General features: G+C 54.0%; 11 protein-coding genes and 2 pseudogenes. 4 read left to right on the forward strand and 9 right to left on the reverse strand.

Annotation, left to right across the window (positions count from 1 at the left end; genetic code table 11):
* Nucleotides 1-11 precede the first annotated feature (11 nt).
* Both JCM25354_RS03875 and JCM25354_RS03880 read left to right on the forward strand, forming a co-directional pair.
* On the forward strand, nt 12-3,755 hold the full coding sequence (locus JCM25354_RS03875; RefSeq protein ID WP_084294624.1) for a glycosyltransferase: 3,744 nt from the start codon (nt 12-14) through the stop codon (nt 3,753-3,755).
* A gap of 28 nt (nt 3,756-3,783) precedes the next feature.
* Nucleotides 3,784-5,346 (forward strand): hypothetical protein, encoded by a 1,563-nt coding sequence (locus JCM25354_RS03880; protein ID WP_148301364.1) that lies wholly within the window; start codon nt 3,784-3,786, stop codon nt 5,344-5,346.
* A 309-nt stretch (nt 5,347-5,655) separates the two neighbouring features.
* On the opposite strand, the gene JCM25354_RS03885 is transcribed toward JCM25354_RS03880, so the two are convergent.
* The 4 genes from JCM25354_RS03885 to sdhC are packed head-to-tail and all read right to left on the reverse strand — an operon-like array spanning nt 5,656 to nt 9,112.
* Nucleotides 5,656-6,435 carry a succinate dehydrogenase iron-sulfur subunit gene (locus JCM25354_RS03885; RefSeq protein WP_025885034.1) on the reverse strand — a complete coding sequence of 260 codons (780 nt, stop codon included), beginning with the start codon at nt 6,433-6,435 and terminating at the stop codon, nt 5,656-5,658.
* Between the two features lie 12 nt (nt 6,436-6,447).
* Nucleotides 6,448-8,250 (reverse strand): succinate dehydrogenase flavoprotein subunit, encoded by a 1,803-nt coding sequence (gene sdhA, locus JCM25354_RS03890; protein WP_025885035.1) that lies wholly within the window; start codon nt 8,248-8,250, stop codon nt 6,448-6,450.
* Entirely contained in the window at nt 8,250-8,654 is a 405-nt protein-coding gene (sdhD, locus tag JCM25354_RS03895; RefSeq protein ID WP_025885036.1) for a succinate dehydrogenase, hydrophobic membrane anchor protein, read from the reverse strand. Before sdhD ends, sdhA begins: the two co-directional genes overlap by 1 nt.
* Nucleotides 8,651-9,112, reverse strand: a complete 462-nt coding sequence (gene sdhC / locus JCM25354_RS03900; RefSeq protein ID WP_148301365.1) for a succinate dehydrogenase, cytochrome b556 subunit — start codon at nt 9,110-9,112, stop codon at nt 8,651-8,653. The genes sdhD and sdhC overlap by 4 nt, the downstream gene beginning before the upstream one ends.
* 246 nt (nt 9,113-9,358) lie before the next feature.
* On the opposite strand from sdhC, the gene zapE reads away from it, so the two are divergent.
* Both zapE and JCM25354_RS16455 read left to right on the forward strand, forming a co-directional pair.
* Nucleotides 9,359-10,489, forward strand: coding sequence for a cell division protein ZapE (gene zapE, locus JCM25354_RS03905; RefSeq protein ID WP_035446680.1), 1,131 nt, complete (start codon nt 9,359-9,361; stop codon nt 10,487-10,489).
* Nucleotides 10,490-10,818: 329 nt separating this feature from the next.
* Nucleotides 10,819-13,194: pseudogene (locus tag JCM25354_RS16455) on the forward strand (TonB-dependent receptor).
* Between the two features lie 161 nt (nt 13,195-13,355).
* On the opposite strand, the gene JCM25354_RS03915 reads toward JCM25354_RS16455, so the two are convergent.
* The 5 genes and pseudogenes from JCM25354_RS03915 to JCM25354_RS03935 all read right to left on the reverse strand — a co-directional run bounded on the left by JCM25354_RS03915 (nt 13,356) and on the right by JCM25354_RS03935 (nt 19,346).
* A complete protein-coding gene (locus tag JCM25354_RS03915; RefSeq protein ID WP_243443888.1) occupies nt 13,356-15,437 on the reverse strand; it encodes a M3 family metallopeptidase in 2,082 nt (693 codons plus the stop codon).
* 138 nt (nt 15,438-15,575) lie between these two features.
* On the reverse strand, nt 15,576-16,178 hold the full coding sequence (locus JCM25354_RS03920; protein ID WP_025885040.1) for an IMPACT family protein: 603 nt from the start codon (nt 16,176-16,178) through the stop codon (nt 15,576-15,578).
* A gap of 140 nt (nt 16,179-16,318) precedes the next feature.
* Nucleotides 16,319-17,700: pseudogene (radA, locus tag JCM25354_RS16460) on the reverse strand (DNA repair protein RadA).
* Between the two features lie 75 nt (nt 17,701-17,775).
* Nucleotides 17,776-18,564 carry an ABC transporter ATP-binding protein gene (locus JCM25354_RS03930; RefSeq protein WP_025885041.1) on the reverse strand — a complete coding sequence of 263 codons (789 nt, stop codon included), beginning with the start codon at nt 18,562-18,564 and terminating at the stop codon, nt 17,776-17,778.
* Complete coding sequence (locus JCM25354_RS03935) at nt 18,561-19,346, reverse strand: MlaE family ABC transporter permease (RefSeq protein ID WP_025885042.1); 786 nt, start codon at nt 19,344-19,346, stop codon at nt 18,561-18,563. Before JCM25354_RS03935 ends, JCM25354_RS03930 begins: the two co-directional genes overlap by 4 nt.
* Nucleotides 19,347-19,392: the final 46 nt, after the last annotated feature.

Here is a 19,392-nt window from a genome sequence, read left to right on the forward strand (position 1 = left end):
GAACGTTATTTGTGAAGATCATTCTCGACCTGCAGGGCGCTCAGACCGAGAGCCGCCTTCGTGGCATTGGCAGACAGAATATTGCTCTTGCCGACGCCATTATCGAACGCTCGCGTAATCGACACGACATCCACATAGTTTTCAATCATAGGCTGACGGACGGGCGTGAAAAGCTTTTCCAGAAGTACGCCTCGTTGATTGCTCCAGAGAATGTCCACTTTTTTATGCCCCCCGGAGGCACTGCAGAGCGCTATGAGGAGAATGCTTGGCGCACCCGTGCAGCCGAGTTGATTCGAGAACGGTTTATTGCTGAACTTGCACCCGATGTCGTACACCTTGGCTCTCTTTTTGAGGGTTATGTCGATGACGCAGTAACTTCGGTTGGCTTGTTTGATACGAATTTTCTTACTGCTGTTACACTTCACGACCTGATACCAATTGTCGACCCTGAACGTTATCTTTCAGAACTTCGTCCCCGAAGACACTGGCTGCGACGAGCACAATTCCTCAAACGAGCCGATCTCCTGCTCTCAGTATCAGAATACTCAAAGCAAGAGGCCACTCAATGGCTTGGTATACCGGCAGAAAAAATTGCTGTAATGATGGCGGGCGCAACACAGGATTTCGTTCCTGCGACCACTCTTACAATCGAGCATGAAATCCTGCGCCGGAAATTCAAGCTACGCGACAATTTCATCCTCCATGTGGGTGCTGTTGATCCGAGAAAAAATGTTGACTACATTTTCAGAGCTTTAACTACTCTGCCACAAGATGATCAAAACGCTTATCAGGTCGCGTTTGTTGGTCGTCTTTTCGATGAAGAAGTCAGTCGCCTTCGACTTGCGGCGGTACGAAGCGGTCTGGACTCGTCACGATTGGTTTTCTGTCAATTTGTCAGCGAAACTGATCTTGTGACGCTTTATCAGATGTGTGCTGCAGTTGTATTCCCTTCTACCCACGAGGGTTTTGGTCTGCCTGCTCTAGAAGGGATGGCAGCGGGGGCTCCAACCTTCGTTGCGAATGCCACAAGCCTTCCCGAGGTCGTCGGATCAGCAGAACAAACATTTGATCCTTATGATCCTCAGGATCTGGGAAAGAAACTCTCTCGCCTTCTGCATGATCCGAAATACAGTAAGACACTCAAGTCTTCCGGGATAGCACGAGCTACAGAACTGACATGGGAGCGTTCGGCCGATATTGCTTTGGAGGCGTTCGAGAAACTTCATTATGAACGTTCATCGAGACTGCGTAGCGGGAAAGGGCAGTATGTCAGACCTGTGCCCCTCTTGCGCCAGAAACCCAAGCTCGCATTCGTTTCACCGCTTCCGGGAGTAAATTCCGGAATTGCAACGTACTCTGGAAAACTACTTCGAGAGCTTGCTTGTCATTACGAAATCGAGTGCGTTCCGCTTCCCGGACAAACAATATCTGATGAATGGATATTGGCCAATTTTGTTATTCGGGATGTCGGATTTTTTGAGAGAAACTCAAACGGATATAATAAAATATTATATTCCGTCGGAAACAACGAGAATTCTTTTTATATCATTAAGCTTATTAAAGAAATAACGGGCACTGTTATTTTGCACGATTATTATCTTTCCGACCTATATAATTTTTTATCTTCAACAGGCCTGCTCCCTGAAGAAGACTTTTTCCGTGTTCTGTATAAGACCAATGGTATTAGTGCGCTTCTTGAGGAGAGGTCTCTAGGCAGAAATCATGCTGTCACCAAATTTCCTTGTAATGCGGAAATTTTCGAAAATGCGGCAGGAATTATAGTCCATTCCAGTTGGGCTCGTGATCAGGCGATCTCGCTTTATGGCGATGTAATGCGAGAGAGAATTGCGGTTGTCCCTCATCTGAAGGAGACAAGAGACCGTCTGGCACGTGCGCGAGCACGTCAAGCGCTCAAAATTGACGACGACGTTTATCTCGTCTGCACATTTGGCTATATCCAAAGTCGTAAGCGCCCTGAAGAAATCATTAACGCTTGGATAAGTTCGAATCTTCCCAAACGCAAAAATGCTAGACTTGTCTTTGTGGGAGAGCTGGAATGCTCACCACTTGGAGACCAGATAAGCGCTCTCTGCCGTGAGAATAATATTCTCATCACCGGATATGCATCGGACTCGCTCTATCAGATCTATGTGGATGCAGCCGATCTTGCGATTCAGCTTCGTAAGGAATCTCGTGGAGAAACCTCCGGCACGATCTTGGATTGCATGGCATCCGGCGTCCCTGTGATTGTTCAGGGCGACGGCGCATTTTCTGAGATGTCACCTGACGAAGCGCTTACTTTCGGCTCTGACGCCCGGCACAAGACGCTGAAAAGCGTCCTCGATGCAGTTGCCTTGGCGCCTAATGATTACAAGGCTCTTGGCGAGCAAGGCAGAGCTAGGATCCTGGAATCTCATCAGGGGGTCGACGTTGGCAATCAGATGCGAGATTTCCTAGATACTTTTCCGTCCTTGCCTGGCGGTAGTGCTGCTGTCGCACTTGCTGCGCTCGCAGATTTTACTGCATCCAGAAGCCCTGACAGAGACGATTGGGAGCGTACTGCGCATGCTTTCACCTTCCAGCAGCCTGCCATTCGGCAGCGGCAGATTCTGTACGATGTCACAGTTCTTGCTGAATCGGACGCAAAGACAGGTATTCAGCGCGTTGTACGCGGGGTGCTAGCAAGTCTTTTCGCTGCCCCGCCTGAAGGGTATCGTATTGAGCCTGTTCGGATGGAGGGAAATAGACTTATTTACGCACGACAATTCTCGACTCACGTTTTTGATGCACCTACTTGGGTTTATCCGGATTGTCCGGTCGACATGGATAAGGATGATATTTACCTGTCAGTCGACTGGGTGCCGGATAGGCTTGTAAATATTGAAGAAGTACTTCTTGACTTGCGTCGAGTGGGTGGCAAGGTCGTGATTTGTGTCCATGATCTCCTCCCTCTTGAGCTCCCACAATATTTTCCTGATTTTATGGAAACAGTTACTGAGCGCTGGTTCCAGTGTGTTATTAGAGTCGCGTCTCAGATCGTCTGTGTCTCGCGTACAACTGCTGATATGGTCGGATTCTTTGCGAATGCGTTGGATGTAGAGCCTGCTAGACCAATCGCTCTTGATCATTTCCCGCTTGCCGCTGATCTCGCCAGTAGCAAACCGTCAAAGGGAATTCCGCCAAACGGAAACCAGATTCTTCGCAGGCTGAAAACTAAAACGTCCTTTCTAATGGTTGGTACCATTGAGCCGCGAAAAGGTTATCGTGACATTCTTGATGCCATGAGAATATTATGGCGCAAGGGGGGGGACGAAATCCTAATTTTCGTCGGCAAGAAGGGCTGGATGATGGACGAATTCTGCGCTGAAATCGAAGCCGATCCAGAGTATAATAAGAAGCTTTATTGGCTCTCGGGAATATCAGACGAATTTTTGGATCGTCTGTATGAGGAGACTTCTGCTTTAATTGCGGCATCTGAAGGCGAGGGCTTTGGTCTTCCTCTCGTAGAAGCAGCTCTCCATAAGAGTCATCTAATAGCGCGCGATATTCCGGTTTTTCGTGAGGTCGCAGGGGACGGAGCATTTTATTTCAAAGGCCGTACACCTGTTGATATTAGTGTAGAGTTACAGGAATGGGTCAAACTTCACGCAAAAGGCCGGTCACCGCATCCGCGCAATACCACGACCATTACTTGGCAGAAGTCTACGGAGATTCTTTTAGATAAAATCTTCAGTAGTAAGCCCTATCAGTCATAAGCCCTAACAAAAAGGAAAAAACATCATAATGGTTGAGCAAAGTGCCCAAATCCGTAAGACCGTAACAAGATTTGGACACTTGCTCATGGCATTGTTTACAGGGACGATGCTTGATACATTGCCGGCCCAAGCATCGTCGTCTGGTCCTCTTTCTCCGATACATACGAAGAAAGAGGCTGACACCAGTCACGTAGTGATTTGTGATGGGATACACGACGAGACTGAATCGCTTAATGCTTTGTTGCGCGATGGTTATAGCATTCGTATTTCGAACCGCGGTGGTGCTTGCCAGATTAAGCATACACTCCATATCTCTGTGAATGGGACTTCCATTATCGGTGATGGCCTGGCCTCAACCACGATAGAAATCTCGTCGCCGTCCGAACCTGTAATTGAAGTCGCCGCGGGGCTGAGAAATTTCTCTGTGAGAGGAGTCAAGATTACGCGAACGCAGGAGGCTGCAAGTTCGAGCATCTGTGGAATCGTCGTAGGTAATGATGAAATATTTGCAGATCTGGATGGTATAGAATCTACCAGAAGCGGGAATGGATTCTGTCTAGGGTCAATTGCTTTTGGAAGGTTGAATAATGCCATTTCCCAAGAGAACTCAGGGAATGGTTTTTACATAACGAATAGGAATTCCACACAACCTGCACAATGGACCATAACAAATTCTCTGAGCCAGGCGAATGACGGATATGGTTTCTATGTTGAGTCTGGCGACCATCCTCTTATTTTGCTCCCTTGGATCAATGACGAAACTTTCGCCAATGGTCTCGGTGGGGTTCGTATGTCAGGTAATTCACATGGTGGCTACATTGTCAGCGCTACGATAGAGGCCGGCGTATTTTCGAGTGATGGAGGAGACGAAATTTTCTTTGATACGTACTCAGGCTACATAAAAGTCGGTAGCGGAACCTTCGTGGAGGAAGCAGGGCAGCATGCGACAGGGCGTGGTTTTCACCTTGCACCGACCCATAAAGGGCGTGGCATAGTAGCTACGACAAATGTCTCCGATATACACATATCCGATACGCTTGTTTCCCATTCCAGTGAGTCAGGAATTGCAAGCGGCGCGTATCACACTCTCATTTCCGGGGCTACACTCTACGGAAACGCTATCGTCAACGATGGGCTTTGTGGGTACAATGGAGAAAACGGAAGAATAGGAACGAGCACTGTTATCTCTGCAACACGATCAGGGAATTTGAATGCTAATCCGCTTTCTGGCCTGCAAGCAGGAGGCTTCTGCTTTATAAGCGGAAAGGGGGTAAGTATCACTGCGAGCGATGTAAGTTTCAGCAGAAAAAGTGGTATTTATTTTGGTCGTGATCCAGAGCAGGCCAAAATTGCGGATGTTGTCGGATATAATACAGCTTCTAGTGGCGTTCTTCAGTTATCTCCAGGGCAAAAGACTACACTCGTATATCACCACCTAGCAGGTCCTCCCCGTGCTGTGACCCTGACACCTGCCACAGCAATTGACGGCAACTGGTATGTTGATCAGATCACGTCATCGAGTTTCCGGGTAAATTTGACACGGCCTAGCAAAGAAAGCATTCATATGTTTTGGCAATCATCTTTTCAGTAAAAGCATATAAGAATAGCTGACAAAATATATATTTAATCAACCTCTGTTTGTTTAAGTTCGATTGAATAGCAAGGGTATTCTATCTGAGGTTGTAGAAAGCTCTCCAAACAGGTAGCTCCAACTAGCTTATTTCACTGTCCGCTTGCGTATTAGAACGTTAGGCTCAGACTTTTTACGTCAGTGTCCTGATTGTTTGAAAAACATTGTATCAAAACAGCTGGTTGGCTCCGGTCGAATGCTTGTAGTTGCTCTGACGAATAAGGGGGCTTTGATAGCCCCCCTCATCCCTCAAGATCGAGCGGATAATGATTATTCGCGTTCGACCTGGAGCTTCTTGATGTTGGCGATCGCTTTTGCTGGATTCAGGCCCTTCGGGCAGGTTTGCGTACAGTTCATGATCGTTCTGCAGGCATAGAGCTTCATGGAATCGTCCAAGGCCTCGAGACGTTCGCTCTTGTGATCGTCGCGGCTATCCATGATCCAGCGATTGGCGGCCAGAAGTGTGGCGGGACCAAGATAGCGGTCGCCATTCCACCAATAGGACGGGCAGGACGTGCTGCAGCAGAAACACAGAATGCATTCCCACATGCCGTCCAGTTTTTCGCGTTCTTCCACACTTTGCAGACGTTCGGTGTCGGGCGGTGGTGGTGTGTCGCTTTTCAGCCAGGGCTGGATTGATTCCAGCTGCGCATAGGCACCATTCAGATTGGGGACGAGATCTTTCACGACCGGCATATGCGGCAGCGGGTTGATCCTGACCGTTCCCTTGATTGAACTGATCGGTTTGAGGCAGGCGAGGGTATTTTCACCATCAATGTTCATGGCGCAGGATCCACAGATCCCCTCGCGGCATGAGCGCCGGAATGTCAGTGACGCGTCGATATGGTCCTTGATGTACAGCAGTGCATCAAGAACCATCGGGCCGATCTTGTCGAGATCCAGTTCGTAGCTGTCCAGGCTCGGATTGGAATCGTCATCGGGCGACCAGCGATAGACCTGAAAAGTCGCCTTGCGTTTGGCTTCTGCAGGAGCCGGATAGAATTTGCCGGGGCGGGTCGTACTGTTTTTGGGCAGGCGAAGTTCAACCATGATACAGCTCCCTCAGTAAACGCGTTTCTTGGGCGGGAAAACCTCGACATCATTCGTCAGGGTCTGCATCCGCACCGGCCGGTAAAGCAGGTTTACCGTACCGTCCTTACCGAGATAGGAGACGGTATGTTTCATCCAGTGTTCGTCATCGCGCTCAGGGTAGTCGTCATGCGCATGGGCGCCACGTGTTTCGTGACGGGCATAAGCGCTTTCGATAGTGACCGTGGCATTGGCCAGAAGATTGGCGAATTCGAGGGCTTCCATCAGATCGCTGTTCCAGATGAGCGAGCGATCGGACACACCCATGTGCTGTGCGTCTTCCCAGAGCTGATGGATCTTCTCGCACCCTTCTGCGAGCGATTTCGTATTGCGGAAAACGGCCGCATGGCTCTGCATAAGACGTTGCAGCCTTTCACGAAGCTCTGCCACAGTGAATTTACCTGAAGCGTAGCGTGTCTTGTCGAAGGCTTCGAGAATGGCCTCGCCCGCATTTTTCGGCAAAGGCGGGACAGGTGTGGTCGGATCAATGATCTCTGCTGCGCGTTTGCCTGCCGCACGCCCGAACACGATCAGATCAAGCAGCGAGTTGGTGCCCAGTCGATTGGCGCCATGCACCGAAACGCAGGCCGCTTCACCAACGGCCATCAGGCCCGGTACGACCTGTTCGGGATTTTCCTCGGTCGGTCTCAGCACTTCACCGTGCAGATTGGTCGGCACACCGCCCATGTTGTAATGCACGGTTGGCAGAACCGGAGCCGGCTCCTTTGTTACATCCACACCGGCAAAAATACGCGCGGTCTCAGAAATGCCAGGCAGGCGCTGATGCAGCAATTCAGGGCCAAGATGCTCCAGATGCAGCATGATGTGATCCTTTTTCGGACCACAGCCACGCCCTTCATTGATCTCGATGGTCATGGCGCGTGACACGACATCACGTGAGGCGAGATCCTTGGCAGTCGGAGCGTAGCGCTCCATGAAGCGTTCGCCTTCCGAATTGGTCAGATAGCCACCTTCGCCACGACAGCCTTCTGTCAGCAGGCACCCTGCCGGAAAGATACCGGTCGGATGAAACTGGACGAATTCCATATCCTGTGTCGGTACCCCGGCACGCATGGCCAGTCCGCCGCCATCGCCCGTGCAGGAATGGGCCGAGGTGCAGCTCTGGAAGGCACGGCCATAGCCGCCCGTTGCCAGCACGACCGTCTTGGCGTTGAAGCGATGGATCGAGCCGTCATCAAGGCACCAGGCCATGATACCGCGACAGGCGCCCTCCTCATCCATGATCAGGTCGAGCACGTAATATTCGACGAAGAAATCGACGCGATGTTTCAGGCATTGCTGATAGAGCGTGTGCAGGATGGCATGACCGGTGCGGTCAGCCGCTGCGCAGGCACGGGCAACCGGTGCCTTGCCGTATTCGCTCATATGGCCGCCAAAGGGACGCTGATAGATCTTGCCATCTTCGGTGCGCGAGAACGGCACACCGAAATGCTCCAGCTCCATAACAGCGCTCTCGGCCTCACGGCACATGAACTCGATAGCGTCCTGATCACCCAGCCAGTCCGACCCTTTGACAGTGTCGTACATATGCCAGCGCCAGTTATCCTCTGACATGTTACCCAGAGAGGCGCCTATGCCACCCTGTGCGGCAACCGTATGGCTGCGTGTCGGGAATACCTTGGTTACGCAGGCTGTGCGCAGACCACCCGCACCCATGCCCAGTGTCGCGCGCAGGCCGGAGCCCCCCGCGCCGACCACCACCACATCATAGGCATGATCGACAATGCGGTAGTTCTTGGCGGTATCCGCGCTCATTATTTTGCCTCCGGCGTACGGGTCATGAGGATGCGGGCCAGTGAGGCACAGCCCAGAGCCACGAAAAGCAGCGTGCTCAGACGAATGATCAGACGTAGCCAGACACGACGCCAGCCCCGTGAATAATCGGAGGCGATAACCTCAAGTCCAAGCTGGGCGTGACGGCCAGTAAGCCCGATCAGCAGGCCCAGCGGAGCCGCGTTATGCACGCGTCCTGCCCAGGCCAGAATAGCTTCACGGTCACGCCCGGCAAGGCGCAGGATCTGCGCCACCCCCCAGATTGAGAGCGGCCCCAGAAGCAGGGCAGAGACACGTTCTGCCGTCCAGTGTTCGGCCCCATCAGGCAGGCCACCCAGCCCTTTGGCACGCGCCAGAGGCGTGCGCATATCGGAAAGGCGGTTCATGCGCGAGTTCCCTTGTTACGAAGCCGGGTGAGGGTCACGAATGCTGTGGTCAGAAAGACGCAGAGCCCGGCGGTCACAAAAACCGAGCGTCGGCCATCCGCGTCAATTTCCTTTTTCTCGAAGCGTGAGCCGCTATCCCATATCAGATGGCGGATACTGGCAACGAAATGATAGGTTGTGGCCACGCCCCAGCCCAGAAAGATGAGACGGCCGAGAGGATTGGTCGCAACCCGCTGCGCACGGGAAAAGGCGCGCGGCCCCTGTGCAAGGGCAGCCAGCCACGTAACGGCTAGTCCTGCACCAAGAGAGGAGACGACGCCCGCCATGCGATTGCCTATCGAAAGCGCCATGGAAAGGCGAAAACGATAAACATCCAGATGGGGAGACATGGGACGCCGAATGGCCTGCCCCTCAGTGTCGGTGCCGTGATAGAACGCTTCACGTCCGTCGGAAGCCATGGCGATACCTCGGTATTCTGTCTTCGATCCAAGCGATAACTTACCCCACATAGTCGCATTGGGGTGGTTCGTCATGTGCATATTGATGTGAGAATCGGCACTGATTTTGTCTTATATATCATGCAATTTCGGCGCATTCGCATCTGAAACCTCTCACCAAGGCGTGACGCCTTTTCGGGCGCGCGTTACGATCTTGCGTGATAGGACAGGTTGAAAGCTGAATTGCGTGATGACAGAGAGAGGCTGATGTCAGAACTGAATCTTGCCGAGGCAATCCCTGGTACTTCGAGCGGTGTATTTCGCGCTTATCAGCGCCTGATAGCGCAGGGGCAGATCGAGGCAGACCCAGCCCAGAGACGTGCAGCCGAGGCGCTTGATAATCTGGCTCAGGCCTTGCAGACGCGGCATGAGAGCAGGGACGGGTTGTTCTCGCGACTTTCTAGGCGGCGCCCGGCGCCGATCAGAGGTCTCTATCTGGTGGGCGAGGTCGGGCGTGGGAAGACCATGCTCATGGATCTGTTTTGTCGGGAAGTTGCCGTTTCAAAAAAGCGGCGTATTCACTTTCATGTCTTCATGCAGGAAGTCCTGCGCGCTCTGCACAAGGGGCAGACGCAGGGGCAGCGCCGCGAAGACCCTGTGAGGGAACTGGCCCAGAAGGTTCATGAACAGAACGACCTGCTCTGTTTTGATGAGTTCCAGATCAATGACATGTCAGATGCGGTTCTGGTGCTTCGTCTGCTTGATATGATCATGGAGCTCGGTACGGTCGTGGTGGCGACATCAAATACCGCGCCTGCTGACCTCATGAAGAACCAGGTACAGAACCGTTCGACCATGAGGCCTTATCTGGAGGCGTTTTCGGCGCATATGACGGTACTGACGCTGCAATCGGCGCGTGATTATCGCCGTGGACGCGAACTGGATAGTGAGAGATGGCTTGCGCCGCTTTCAGAAGAAAACAGCGCGCATCTGCGTCAGCGATTTGAAGTCCTGACTGAGGGAAAAGCCGAGCCTGGCTTTGTCATGATAGGGTCACGCCGTGTGGTCGTGCCGTCCTGCTCCCGCAACATTGCCTGGTTCAGTTTTGAGGATCTCTGTGGAGCCGCGCTTGGACCTGCGGATTATCTCGCAATTGCCGCCCGCTTCAGTACGCTGTTTGTTGATGATATTCCCGCGCTTGTGCCTGATCAGTTCGACAAGGCGCGACGTTTTATCAATCTGATCGATGTGATGTATGAAAATCATACGATCCTGTTTGCGACCGCAGCTTCCCAGCCCGAGACACTTTATCAAAGCGGTGAAAATGCAAAGGCTTTCGAACGCACGGTGTCGCGTCTTGAAGAGATGCGATCGAGTGGCTGGCGGGAGACGGAATAGGGACGCAAGTCTGAACGATTCCTGTCTCGCATGAATTCCTAGACCCTGTCTCGGCGGAACATTTACCAGAAAAACCGTGCGTTTTTATTCAGGGTCCGTTTCTGCAGTCAGACCCTGCTCAGGGAATGGGGGTGCTGCTGCTTGTGCGTATCGTCTGTTTTAGTCCAGGTCAGGCGACACGACTGGCACGGCAGTAAGACCGCATATTTTCACACTCGAAATTGAAGTGACATTTTTTGTCACGGTCTCTTTATAGATGAGAATGATACACCTTCGCATCTCGAAGTAAAGATGCGGTAAATCTTCTTCATGAAGGCCGTAAAAATGGAATCCCGTATCCGACTCCGATCATCGGCGTCAGTTGTCGCTGGTCTTACGTTTCTCTGTAGTGGTTCATATCTTTCGTCCGCTGAGGCTGCGTCATCGAATGATTTGTCCGACGGAAAACAGAAGCCGCGTATAGAACCGGAAGCGGGTTCCGGCAAAGAAGTTCAGGATATAACCCACGCCCGGTCATTGAATGATACCAGGAGTCTGGATAAAGGCTCCGTTCCTTCAGGGGAGGAACATATCCTTGTTACCGGGAGCAGAATGAACATTCTGCGGGAGCCTGTCGGGCTGGGTCGTATGCCTGAGGATGTGATGCATACGCCGCAGACCATCAATGTCGTGCCTCAGGCCTTGATGGAACAGCAGAATGTCAAATCGCTCGATGAGGCGCTCCGGAATGTGCCCGGTATCACGGCCTCGGTCGGTGAGGGTGAAGGCGGCATGTCGGGTGATCAGTTCCTGATCCGTGGATTTCAGGCGCAGAACGATATTTATGAGAACGGTCTGCGCGATTTCGGTGTCTATACGCGTGACAGCTTCTATTACGATCATGTGGCAGTGATAAAAGGCCCGTCATCCGAAGTGTTCGGCAATGGAACCACTGGCGGCGCCATCAATATTGTGACCAAGGCCCCGCATAGCGGCAACAGCTATGCAGCGAATTTTTCGGGTGGGACAGGGTCCTATTATCGCGGCACGATTGATATCAATCGCCAGCTGACTGAAACGATTGCCGTCCGTCTTTCCGCCATGGGAAACAGCAATGACGTTGTCGGGCGTGATGCCGTGTTTTCGCATCGCTGGGGTATTGCGCCCTCGATCACTTTCGGAGTGGGAAAGAAAATATCCTATACACTCGATTACTTTCATCAGAATGATAATCGTATCCCGGATTATGGTGTCTGGGTTGTGACAAAACCGGGAACGTCGATAGGTCGCCCCCTTACAGAATTCGGGCTGCCGCGGACCAACTGGTACGGTACGACTTTCGACAAGGATAATATCAGCACTGATATGATCACGGGTCGTCTGACCGCCAAGGTTCTGCCTTGGTTGACGCTTAGCAACGATACGAAGGGCGGCATTTATCATCGCTATTTTTCCGCATCGCAGTCGAATTGCAATGTGGCCTGTACGCGTGCCTTTTTCTCTGATGCGCCGCAGACAGCAAAAATTGTCCGTAATGGCGGGTTGGGCGGTCCCAATCCTTACAGGCAAAGTGACTGGTCGATCCAGAATGTCTTTTCAGGGGTCGCGCGTTTTAGGACAGGTTCGATCAGGCACGAGCTGATCAGCGGGTTTGATATCGAGCATGTTGAGGATCATCGAAAGAATTACCCCTATAACATGACCCGCGGCGGCACGAACCTGCTTGATCCGTCGGCAATCGTACCAGGCTGGAACGTCTGAATTGTGCGCAAAATCCTGCCGGGCTCGCCAATATACCGAACGGTGTCGGCAAGAAATGCTACAAGCATGGTGCCGCGACGGATATCGGTTTTTTCTTTTCTGATCAGATCTGGCTCACGAAATGGTTTTCGGTCAAAGGCGGTTTCCGTCTCGATCAGTGGTGGAGTGACTACTCTGCGACAGGTGGGGTGAAGACGACGCCAGACAGTCATTTTTCACAGTCCGAACTGACCGTGAACCCGACTGTAAGCCTCATGTACACGCCGAATGATGACATTATGGTGTATTTCAACTGGGCGGAATCAACCACTCCGACAAGCCTGTACGTCACCAATAGTAATGCGCCCTATCTGACAGATAACGGCTTCTCACCCGAGCGCAGCAGACTTTATGAATTAGGGGCGAAATACAACGCCTTCAATGGCCGCATGGGCTTTACAGCGGCGCTTTTCCGTCTGGAGAAAAGCAATGCGACGCTCACTGATCCGACGACTGGCGATGTGTCGTCTTCATCCGATCAGCAGCGCAACCAGGGTCTCGAACTGAGCGCATCAGGGAATATTACCAAACACTGGAGTGTGATCGGGACCTATGCGCTCTATGACAGCAGCGTTACCGGGTCGAACACGCCAGCCAATCTTGGTAAACGCATTCAATATGTGCCCAAGAATTCCGCAACGTTATGGACTACCTACGATATCGCGCCGCAAACACCTTATAATGTCAGCGTGGGTGGTGGTATTACCTGGCGTCAGGGTGTCTGGCTTGATGCAGCCAATACGGCGCGTGTCCCAGCGACAGTTAATTTCGATGCCGTGATTTCGCATACGATCTCCAAGCACTGGAAGATCGCCATGAACGGGTACAATCTGGGCAATCGCCTGAATTACAGTAATCTGTTCAGCAATCGTGTGACACCAAGCATAGGCAGATCGTTTCTGTTCAACATTGCGGCTACCTACTGAACAGAGGGGTTCTCTTAAGCACCCGCAATCTCCGGTTTTCATGATCGGGCAGTGCGGGATCCCCTCCCGATTATCGGCTGAGTGATCATCCGGCATAGGGGCGGATAGAGAGCGGAAAAAAGGCCTGCCTCTTTGTAGGACGGGAGGCAGGCCTTTTGATATTATTTCGCGTCGGGCAGCAGGCCACGATGAGCGAGCATGGGTCCGATCTCCGGATCCTTGCCATAGAAGGCCTTGAACATCGGGCCGTAATCCATGGTGTGGCCCTTCGACAGGATCATGTCACGGAAGCGTTGGCCGTTTTCGCGCGTCAGACCACCATGAGCCTTGAACCAGGAGAATACGTCCTGATCAAGCATCTCGGTCCAGAGATAGGCGTAATAACCGGCTGAATAGCCATTGCCCCAGATATGCAGGAAGTAGCTGGAACGATAGCGCGGCGGCACATTGGCGACGTCGAGACCGGTGTCGTTGAGCGCCTTGGCTTCGAACTGATCAACATCCTGACGGGGTGCGTCTGCTGACAGACCATGCCATGACATGTCGAGCTGGGCAGCCGCCACAATTTCACCCAGCGCATAGCCCTGATTGAAATGCGCGGCTTTCTTGATCTTTTCGACCAGTTCGGCCGGCATCGGGGCCCCTGTCTTGTAGTGACGGGCGTAATGCGCGAACACTTTCGGGTCCATCGCCCAGTTCTCGTTGAACTGGGACGGGAATTCCACGAAATCGCGTGCCACTTCCGTGCCCGAAAGCGACGGATAGGTCTGGCTGGCAAACAGGCCGTGCAGTGCGTGACCGAATTCATGGAACATGGTCGTCACGTCATCAGACGTGATGAGCTGCGGCTGGCCCGGAGCCGCCTTGGTGAAATTCGCCACGTTATAGATCACAGGGCGCGTCTTCAGCAGGTCGCTCTGACCCACGAAATTCGACATCCAGGCGCCACCCGATTTGTTGTCGCGCTTGAAATAGTCGAAATACATCAGGCCGAGCGGCGAGCCATCCTTGTCCTTCACCTCGAAGACCATGACATCCGGATTATAGACGGGGATATCCTTGCGCGGTTCGAAAGTAATTCCATAAAGCTGGTTGGCTGCATAGAACACGCCGTCAGTCAGCACGGTGTGCAGCTCGAAATAGGGCTTTACGTCATTCTGGTTGAGGTCGAATTTCTGCTTGCGCACGCGCTCGGCATAGAAATCCCAGTCCCAGGGTTTGAGTGTGAAATTCTGATGATCCTCACCGATCGCCTTCTGCAACTCGGCGGCTTCGCGATGCTGCTCGGCTGCGGTTGCGGGAACGAGCTGGTGGATGAAGCTGTTCACAGCCGCCGGGGTCCTGGCCATCTGGTCATACAGCGTATAGGCGGCATAGCTCGAATAGCCGAAGAGCGCGGCTTTTTCAGCGCGCAGCTGGGCAATTTCTGCAATTGTCTGGCGCGTATCGTTGGCATCGCCTTTTTCAGCGCGTGTCCAGCTCTGATTGAACAGGGCTTCACGCGTGCTGCGATCGCTCAGCGAAGCCAGATCGGGCTGCTGGGTCGTGTTCTGCAGCGGTAGAACATATTTGCCGCTCAGCTTGCGGCCTTCGGCGGCTTTCTGGGCGGAGGCAATGGCGCCGTCATCAAGCCCGGCAAGAGCCTCTTTCCTGTCGACCACAAGGGCGCCAGCCTTGGCGCTGGCGATCAGCTTCTGGTTATAGGCCGTTTCCAGTTTCGAGAGCTGGGTGTTGATTGCCCGCAGCTTCTGCTGGTCAGGGTGAGAAAGTTCGGCGCCCGAATGGACGAATTGCTGATAGGTCACCTCAAGCACCATCGCCTGCTCGGGGTTCAGGTTCAGCTTGGCGCGGTTGTCGTAAAGAGTCTTCACGCGGTGGAAAAGCTTCGGGTTGAGAAAGATCTCGTCCGAATGCTGGCTGAGCTTGGGCGCTTCCTTGCTGTCGATGGCGTCCATGGCGTCATCCTTGTCAGCCGAATAGACGCCGGAGAACACGTTCTGCACGCGGTCCAGCAACTGGCCCGAACGCTCCATGGCAACAATCGTGTTGTCGAAGGTCGGCGCCGCCTTGTTGTTGGCGATCGCCTGCATTTCCTTCAGCTGGTCTGCCATGCCTTTTTCAAAGGCTGGCACATAGTCGCTGTCCTTGATCTTGTCGAAGGGAGGAGCCTGATAGGGAAGGGGGCTCGCCTGATAGAACGGATTGCCCGGAGCGGCCAGAGCAGTAGAGGCAAGAAGAGGCATGGCAACAGCTGCCAGCGCGGCAGCATGTTTGAAAACGGACATGAAAAGGGATCCTACGATCGTAACATGATACGTTACCGTAGGTAGGAAAGGCGAGAGCGTCAAACCCGTCCGTTACGCTCCCTCTTCGATTGGTTGTTATGATTGTGCTTCATCGTCATCCAGCATCCGCAATGTCGCGCCGCGCAGCAGATCCTGCAAGCTGCCGGTGACAGGGATCAGATTGCCCGCAGGCACCTGAATCTCGAGAGCTGCACCGTTTTCGTCAAACTGGCAGCTTTCCTGTGTCGCGCCCCATTCGGTCAATCGCGCCTGAATGATCGGCAGGATACCAAAAGAGGCATGAAAGCCGATGCGCCGCATGGGTACGATCTCGACCGTTTCTGCCTGTTTCAGGCATGAGGCTGCAGCGCCTCCGTAAGCGCGCACCAGCCCTCCTGCACCGAGCTTGATTCCGCCGAACCACCGTACAACGATGACAGCGACCCGATCGAATTCCTGTGAATCGATCGCCTGCAATATAGGTCGTCCTGCCGTGCCGCCGGGCTCTCCGTCATCGAAGCTTCGATAGCGTCCGCCAAGCCGCCAGGCCCAGCAATTATGTGTGGCATCGGGGACGCTTATACGGGCGAAGAACGCGGCGGCATCATCTTCATGCGCTATTGGCGTGGCATGTACGCGGAACAGGCTTTTTTTCACGACCGTATCCAGCTGCGTTTCGGCGACCAGTGTCTGGGTCATGAGGTTTCTCCTGCCATTGTCCTTTGCGGATCTTGTTGAGATACTGAATCTGCGGGTCAGGAAGCAGCATTGCCGTAATTTTGCAAGCAGACGCCACCCGCTTGGACAGCTTTGCTGTCAGAGGGGGTCTTTCTGGTCGTTCAGTCCTCAACCGGCTGGAAAAGTTCCACCAGATCATTGAGATGGCCGATCTCCTTGAGTGTCAGACCTTCAGGAGGTTTGGGGCGGGCGGTACCGCTGGCGACACGCCGGGGCAATATAGCCTGCGCAAAACCGAGTTTCTGTGCCTCTTTCAAACGGAGATCCGTTTGTGAGACCTGACGCACCTCACCCGATAATCCGACCTCGCCAAAATAGGTGGCACCCGACGAAGTCGGTACGCCGGTTGCGGCTGAAATCAGTGCTGCAGCCACAGCCATGTCGCAGGCAGGCTCACTGATACGCAAGCCTCCTGCAATATTCAGATGCACGTCCATCCCGGCCATCTTGAGGCCGCATCGCGCCTCCAGAACAGCCAGAAGCATGTTCAACCTTGCAGTCTCCCAGCCCACTACGGCACGTCTTGCCGCGCCTTCTCCCGCCTTGGGCGAGACCAGCGCCTGAATTTCCAGCAGAACAGGGCGCGTTCCCTCCATCCCTGCAAACACCGCCGAGCCTGCAATATTGCCGCGCCGCTCTGCCAGGAACAGCGCAGAGGGATTGGGCACTTCGGTGAGGCCTGTATCGGTCATGGCAAACACGCCGATCTCGTCCGTTGCCCCGAAACGGTTCTTGGCCGCGCGCAGGATACGGAACTGATGCCCGCGATCGCCTTCGAAATACATGACGGCATCAACATGTGTTCCAGCACACGCGGGCCGGCCAGAGCGCCTTCTTTCGTCACGTGCCCTACCAGAACAAGTGAGAACCCGACCGTTTTGGCAAGGCGGATCAGCTCGAAGGCGCAGGCGCGCACCTGTGCCACCGAACCCGGAGCACTTTCGATGGTCTCCAGCCACATGGTCTGGATAGAGTCGATCACCACCACGTTGTGTTCGCGGTCCTGCTCCAGAGAGCTGGCAATTTCCGATACATTGATACTGGCTGCGAGATCGAGTGTCGGCGCATCCAGCTTGAGGCGACGCGCGCGCAGGCGGATCTGGTCCACCGCTTCTTCCCCCGAGACATACAGCACCCGTCGTCCGGCTTTTGCCAGAGCACAGGTCGCCTGCAGCAGGAGCGTGGATTTGCCGATACCTGGATCACCGCCCACCAGTACCACGGAAGCGGGTACAAGCCCCCCGCCCAGAACGCGATCAAATTCCGCAATCGAGGTCTCTACGCGAGGAGGGGGTGTCAGATCACCGTCAAGATGCATGAGCGTCAGTTTGCCTGCGCGCTTGCGGCTTTCGCGGTTGGTAGGTTCTACGGCTTCCTCAACGATTGTGTTCCATTCGCCGCAGCCATCACAGCGCCCTGACCATTTGCTTGTGACCGAACCACAGGCCTGACACACAAAACGGGCAGTGGGACGCTTGGCCATGGGGAGGTCTTTCAGGCGAGAGGGGCTGCCTGAAAGATAGGGTAAAGGGGGAAACGTAACAAGAACGTCAGCCCTTTATTTTCTCAGTTCCATCCCGATCGGTCCGTCCTTGCGCCCATGAGTGAACTGATCGACCATCGCATTACCGCTGTCCATCAGCTCGGAAGCGAGCCCCTTCCACACCAGTTTGCCGTGATAGAGCATGGCAGCCTGATCGCCGATACGCTGGGCCGAGGCCATGTCATGGGTGATGGCAATGGCCGTCGAACCGAGGCGTTTCACGCAATCGACAATAAGACCGTCAATGACAGCACCCATGATCGGGTCCAGCCCGGTCGTGGGTTCGTCGAAGAAGAGGATATTGGGTGTTCCTGCAATGGCGCGGGCGAGCCCAACACGCTTCTGCATGCCGCCAGAGAGTTCGGAAGGCGCAAGGGCGCCTACCGATGGGTCGAGTCCCACCTGTTTGAGAATTTCACCGGCCTGCTCGCGTGCCTGGGCTTTGCTCAGGCGCTGCGCCTTGCTGCGCCCCTTGGCGCGCAGACCGAACATGATGTTGTCAGCCACGCTCATGCTGTCGAACAGGGCCGCATTCTGGAACAGCATGCCGATCTGTTCGATCAGTGCGATGCGCCGTGCCGGTGATGCGGTAAGGACATTCTCGCCATCGATTTCGATTGTGCCGGAGTCTGGCGTAATCAGTCCGAGGATACAGCGCAGAAGCACGGACTTGCCGCTTCCCGATCCGCCAATGACCACGAAGGATGTACCAGCTTCGACATCAAGATCGATGCCGTCCAGCACGGTTTTTGAGCCGAAGGATTTGGTCAGGCCGCGAATGCGGATCTTGGGCAGGGCGCTCATGAGGCGAAGAACAGATCCGTCAGGAGGTAATCAAAAGCCAGAAGCAGGATCGAGGCTGCAACGACGGCGGCGGTAGTGGCAGAGCCCACCCCCTCGGCGCCGCCCCGGCTTGTATAGCCATGATAGCAGCCCATGAGAGTGATGATGAAGCCGAATACGGCAGCCTTCGAAAGGCCCACCATGACGTCAAGCGGCTTGAGCGCGTTGAATGTGGCGATGATATAGTTCTGCGGATCGAAACCGAGCTTGGAGACGGAAACAGTAAAGCCGCCCAGCACGCCGAGAATATCGGCTATCAGCACAAGAAAGGGCAGAGCCAGCGTGCCTGCCAGAAGGCGCGGCGTGACCAGATATTTCATCGGGTCGGTGGAAAGCGTACGCAGGGCATCGATCTGGTCGGTCACGCGCATGGTGCCGATTTCAGCTGACATGGCGGCACCTACACGACCTGCTACCATCAGCCCGGCCAGAACTGGTCCAAGCTCGCGTACCACGGCCAGCACGACGATACCGGCAATGGCACTCTGCACGTGATACTGGGCAAACCCGGCATAGGATTGGAGCGCAATGACACCGCCCGAAAAAATGGCAGTGAGTGCCACGACGGGCAGGGAGTAGAACGCGATTTCAATCAGGCTGTTGAAGAACACACCCCAGTAGAAAGGGGGGCGAAGCAGATGAGACAGCCCTGCCAGCGCAAAAAGTGCTAGCGCACCGGCCTTGCGTACAATGCCGAGAAAGGCACGCCCAATGGCAGCGACAGGATCGAGGATTAAGTTCACGGTCAGCAGCCGCCATCAGGGAGGATCATGACACAAGCCCTAGCCT

It is taken from the genome of Asaia prunellae JCM 25354 (assembly GCF_000613885.1).
Classification (GTDB): domain Bacteria; phylum Pseudomonadota; class Alphaproteobacteria; order Acetobacterales; family Acetobacteraceae; genus Asaia; species Asaia prunellae.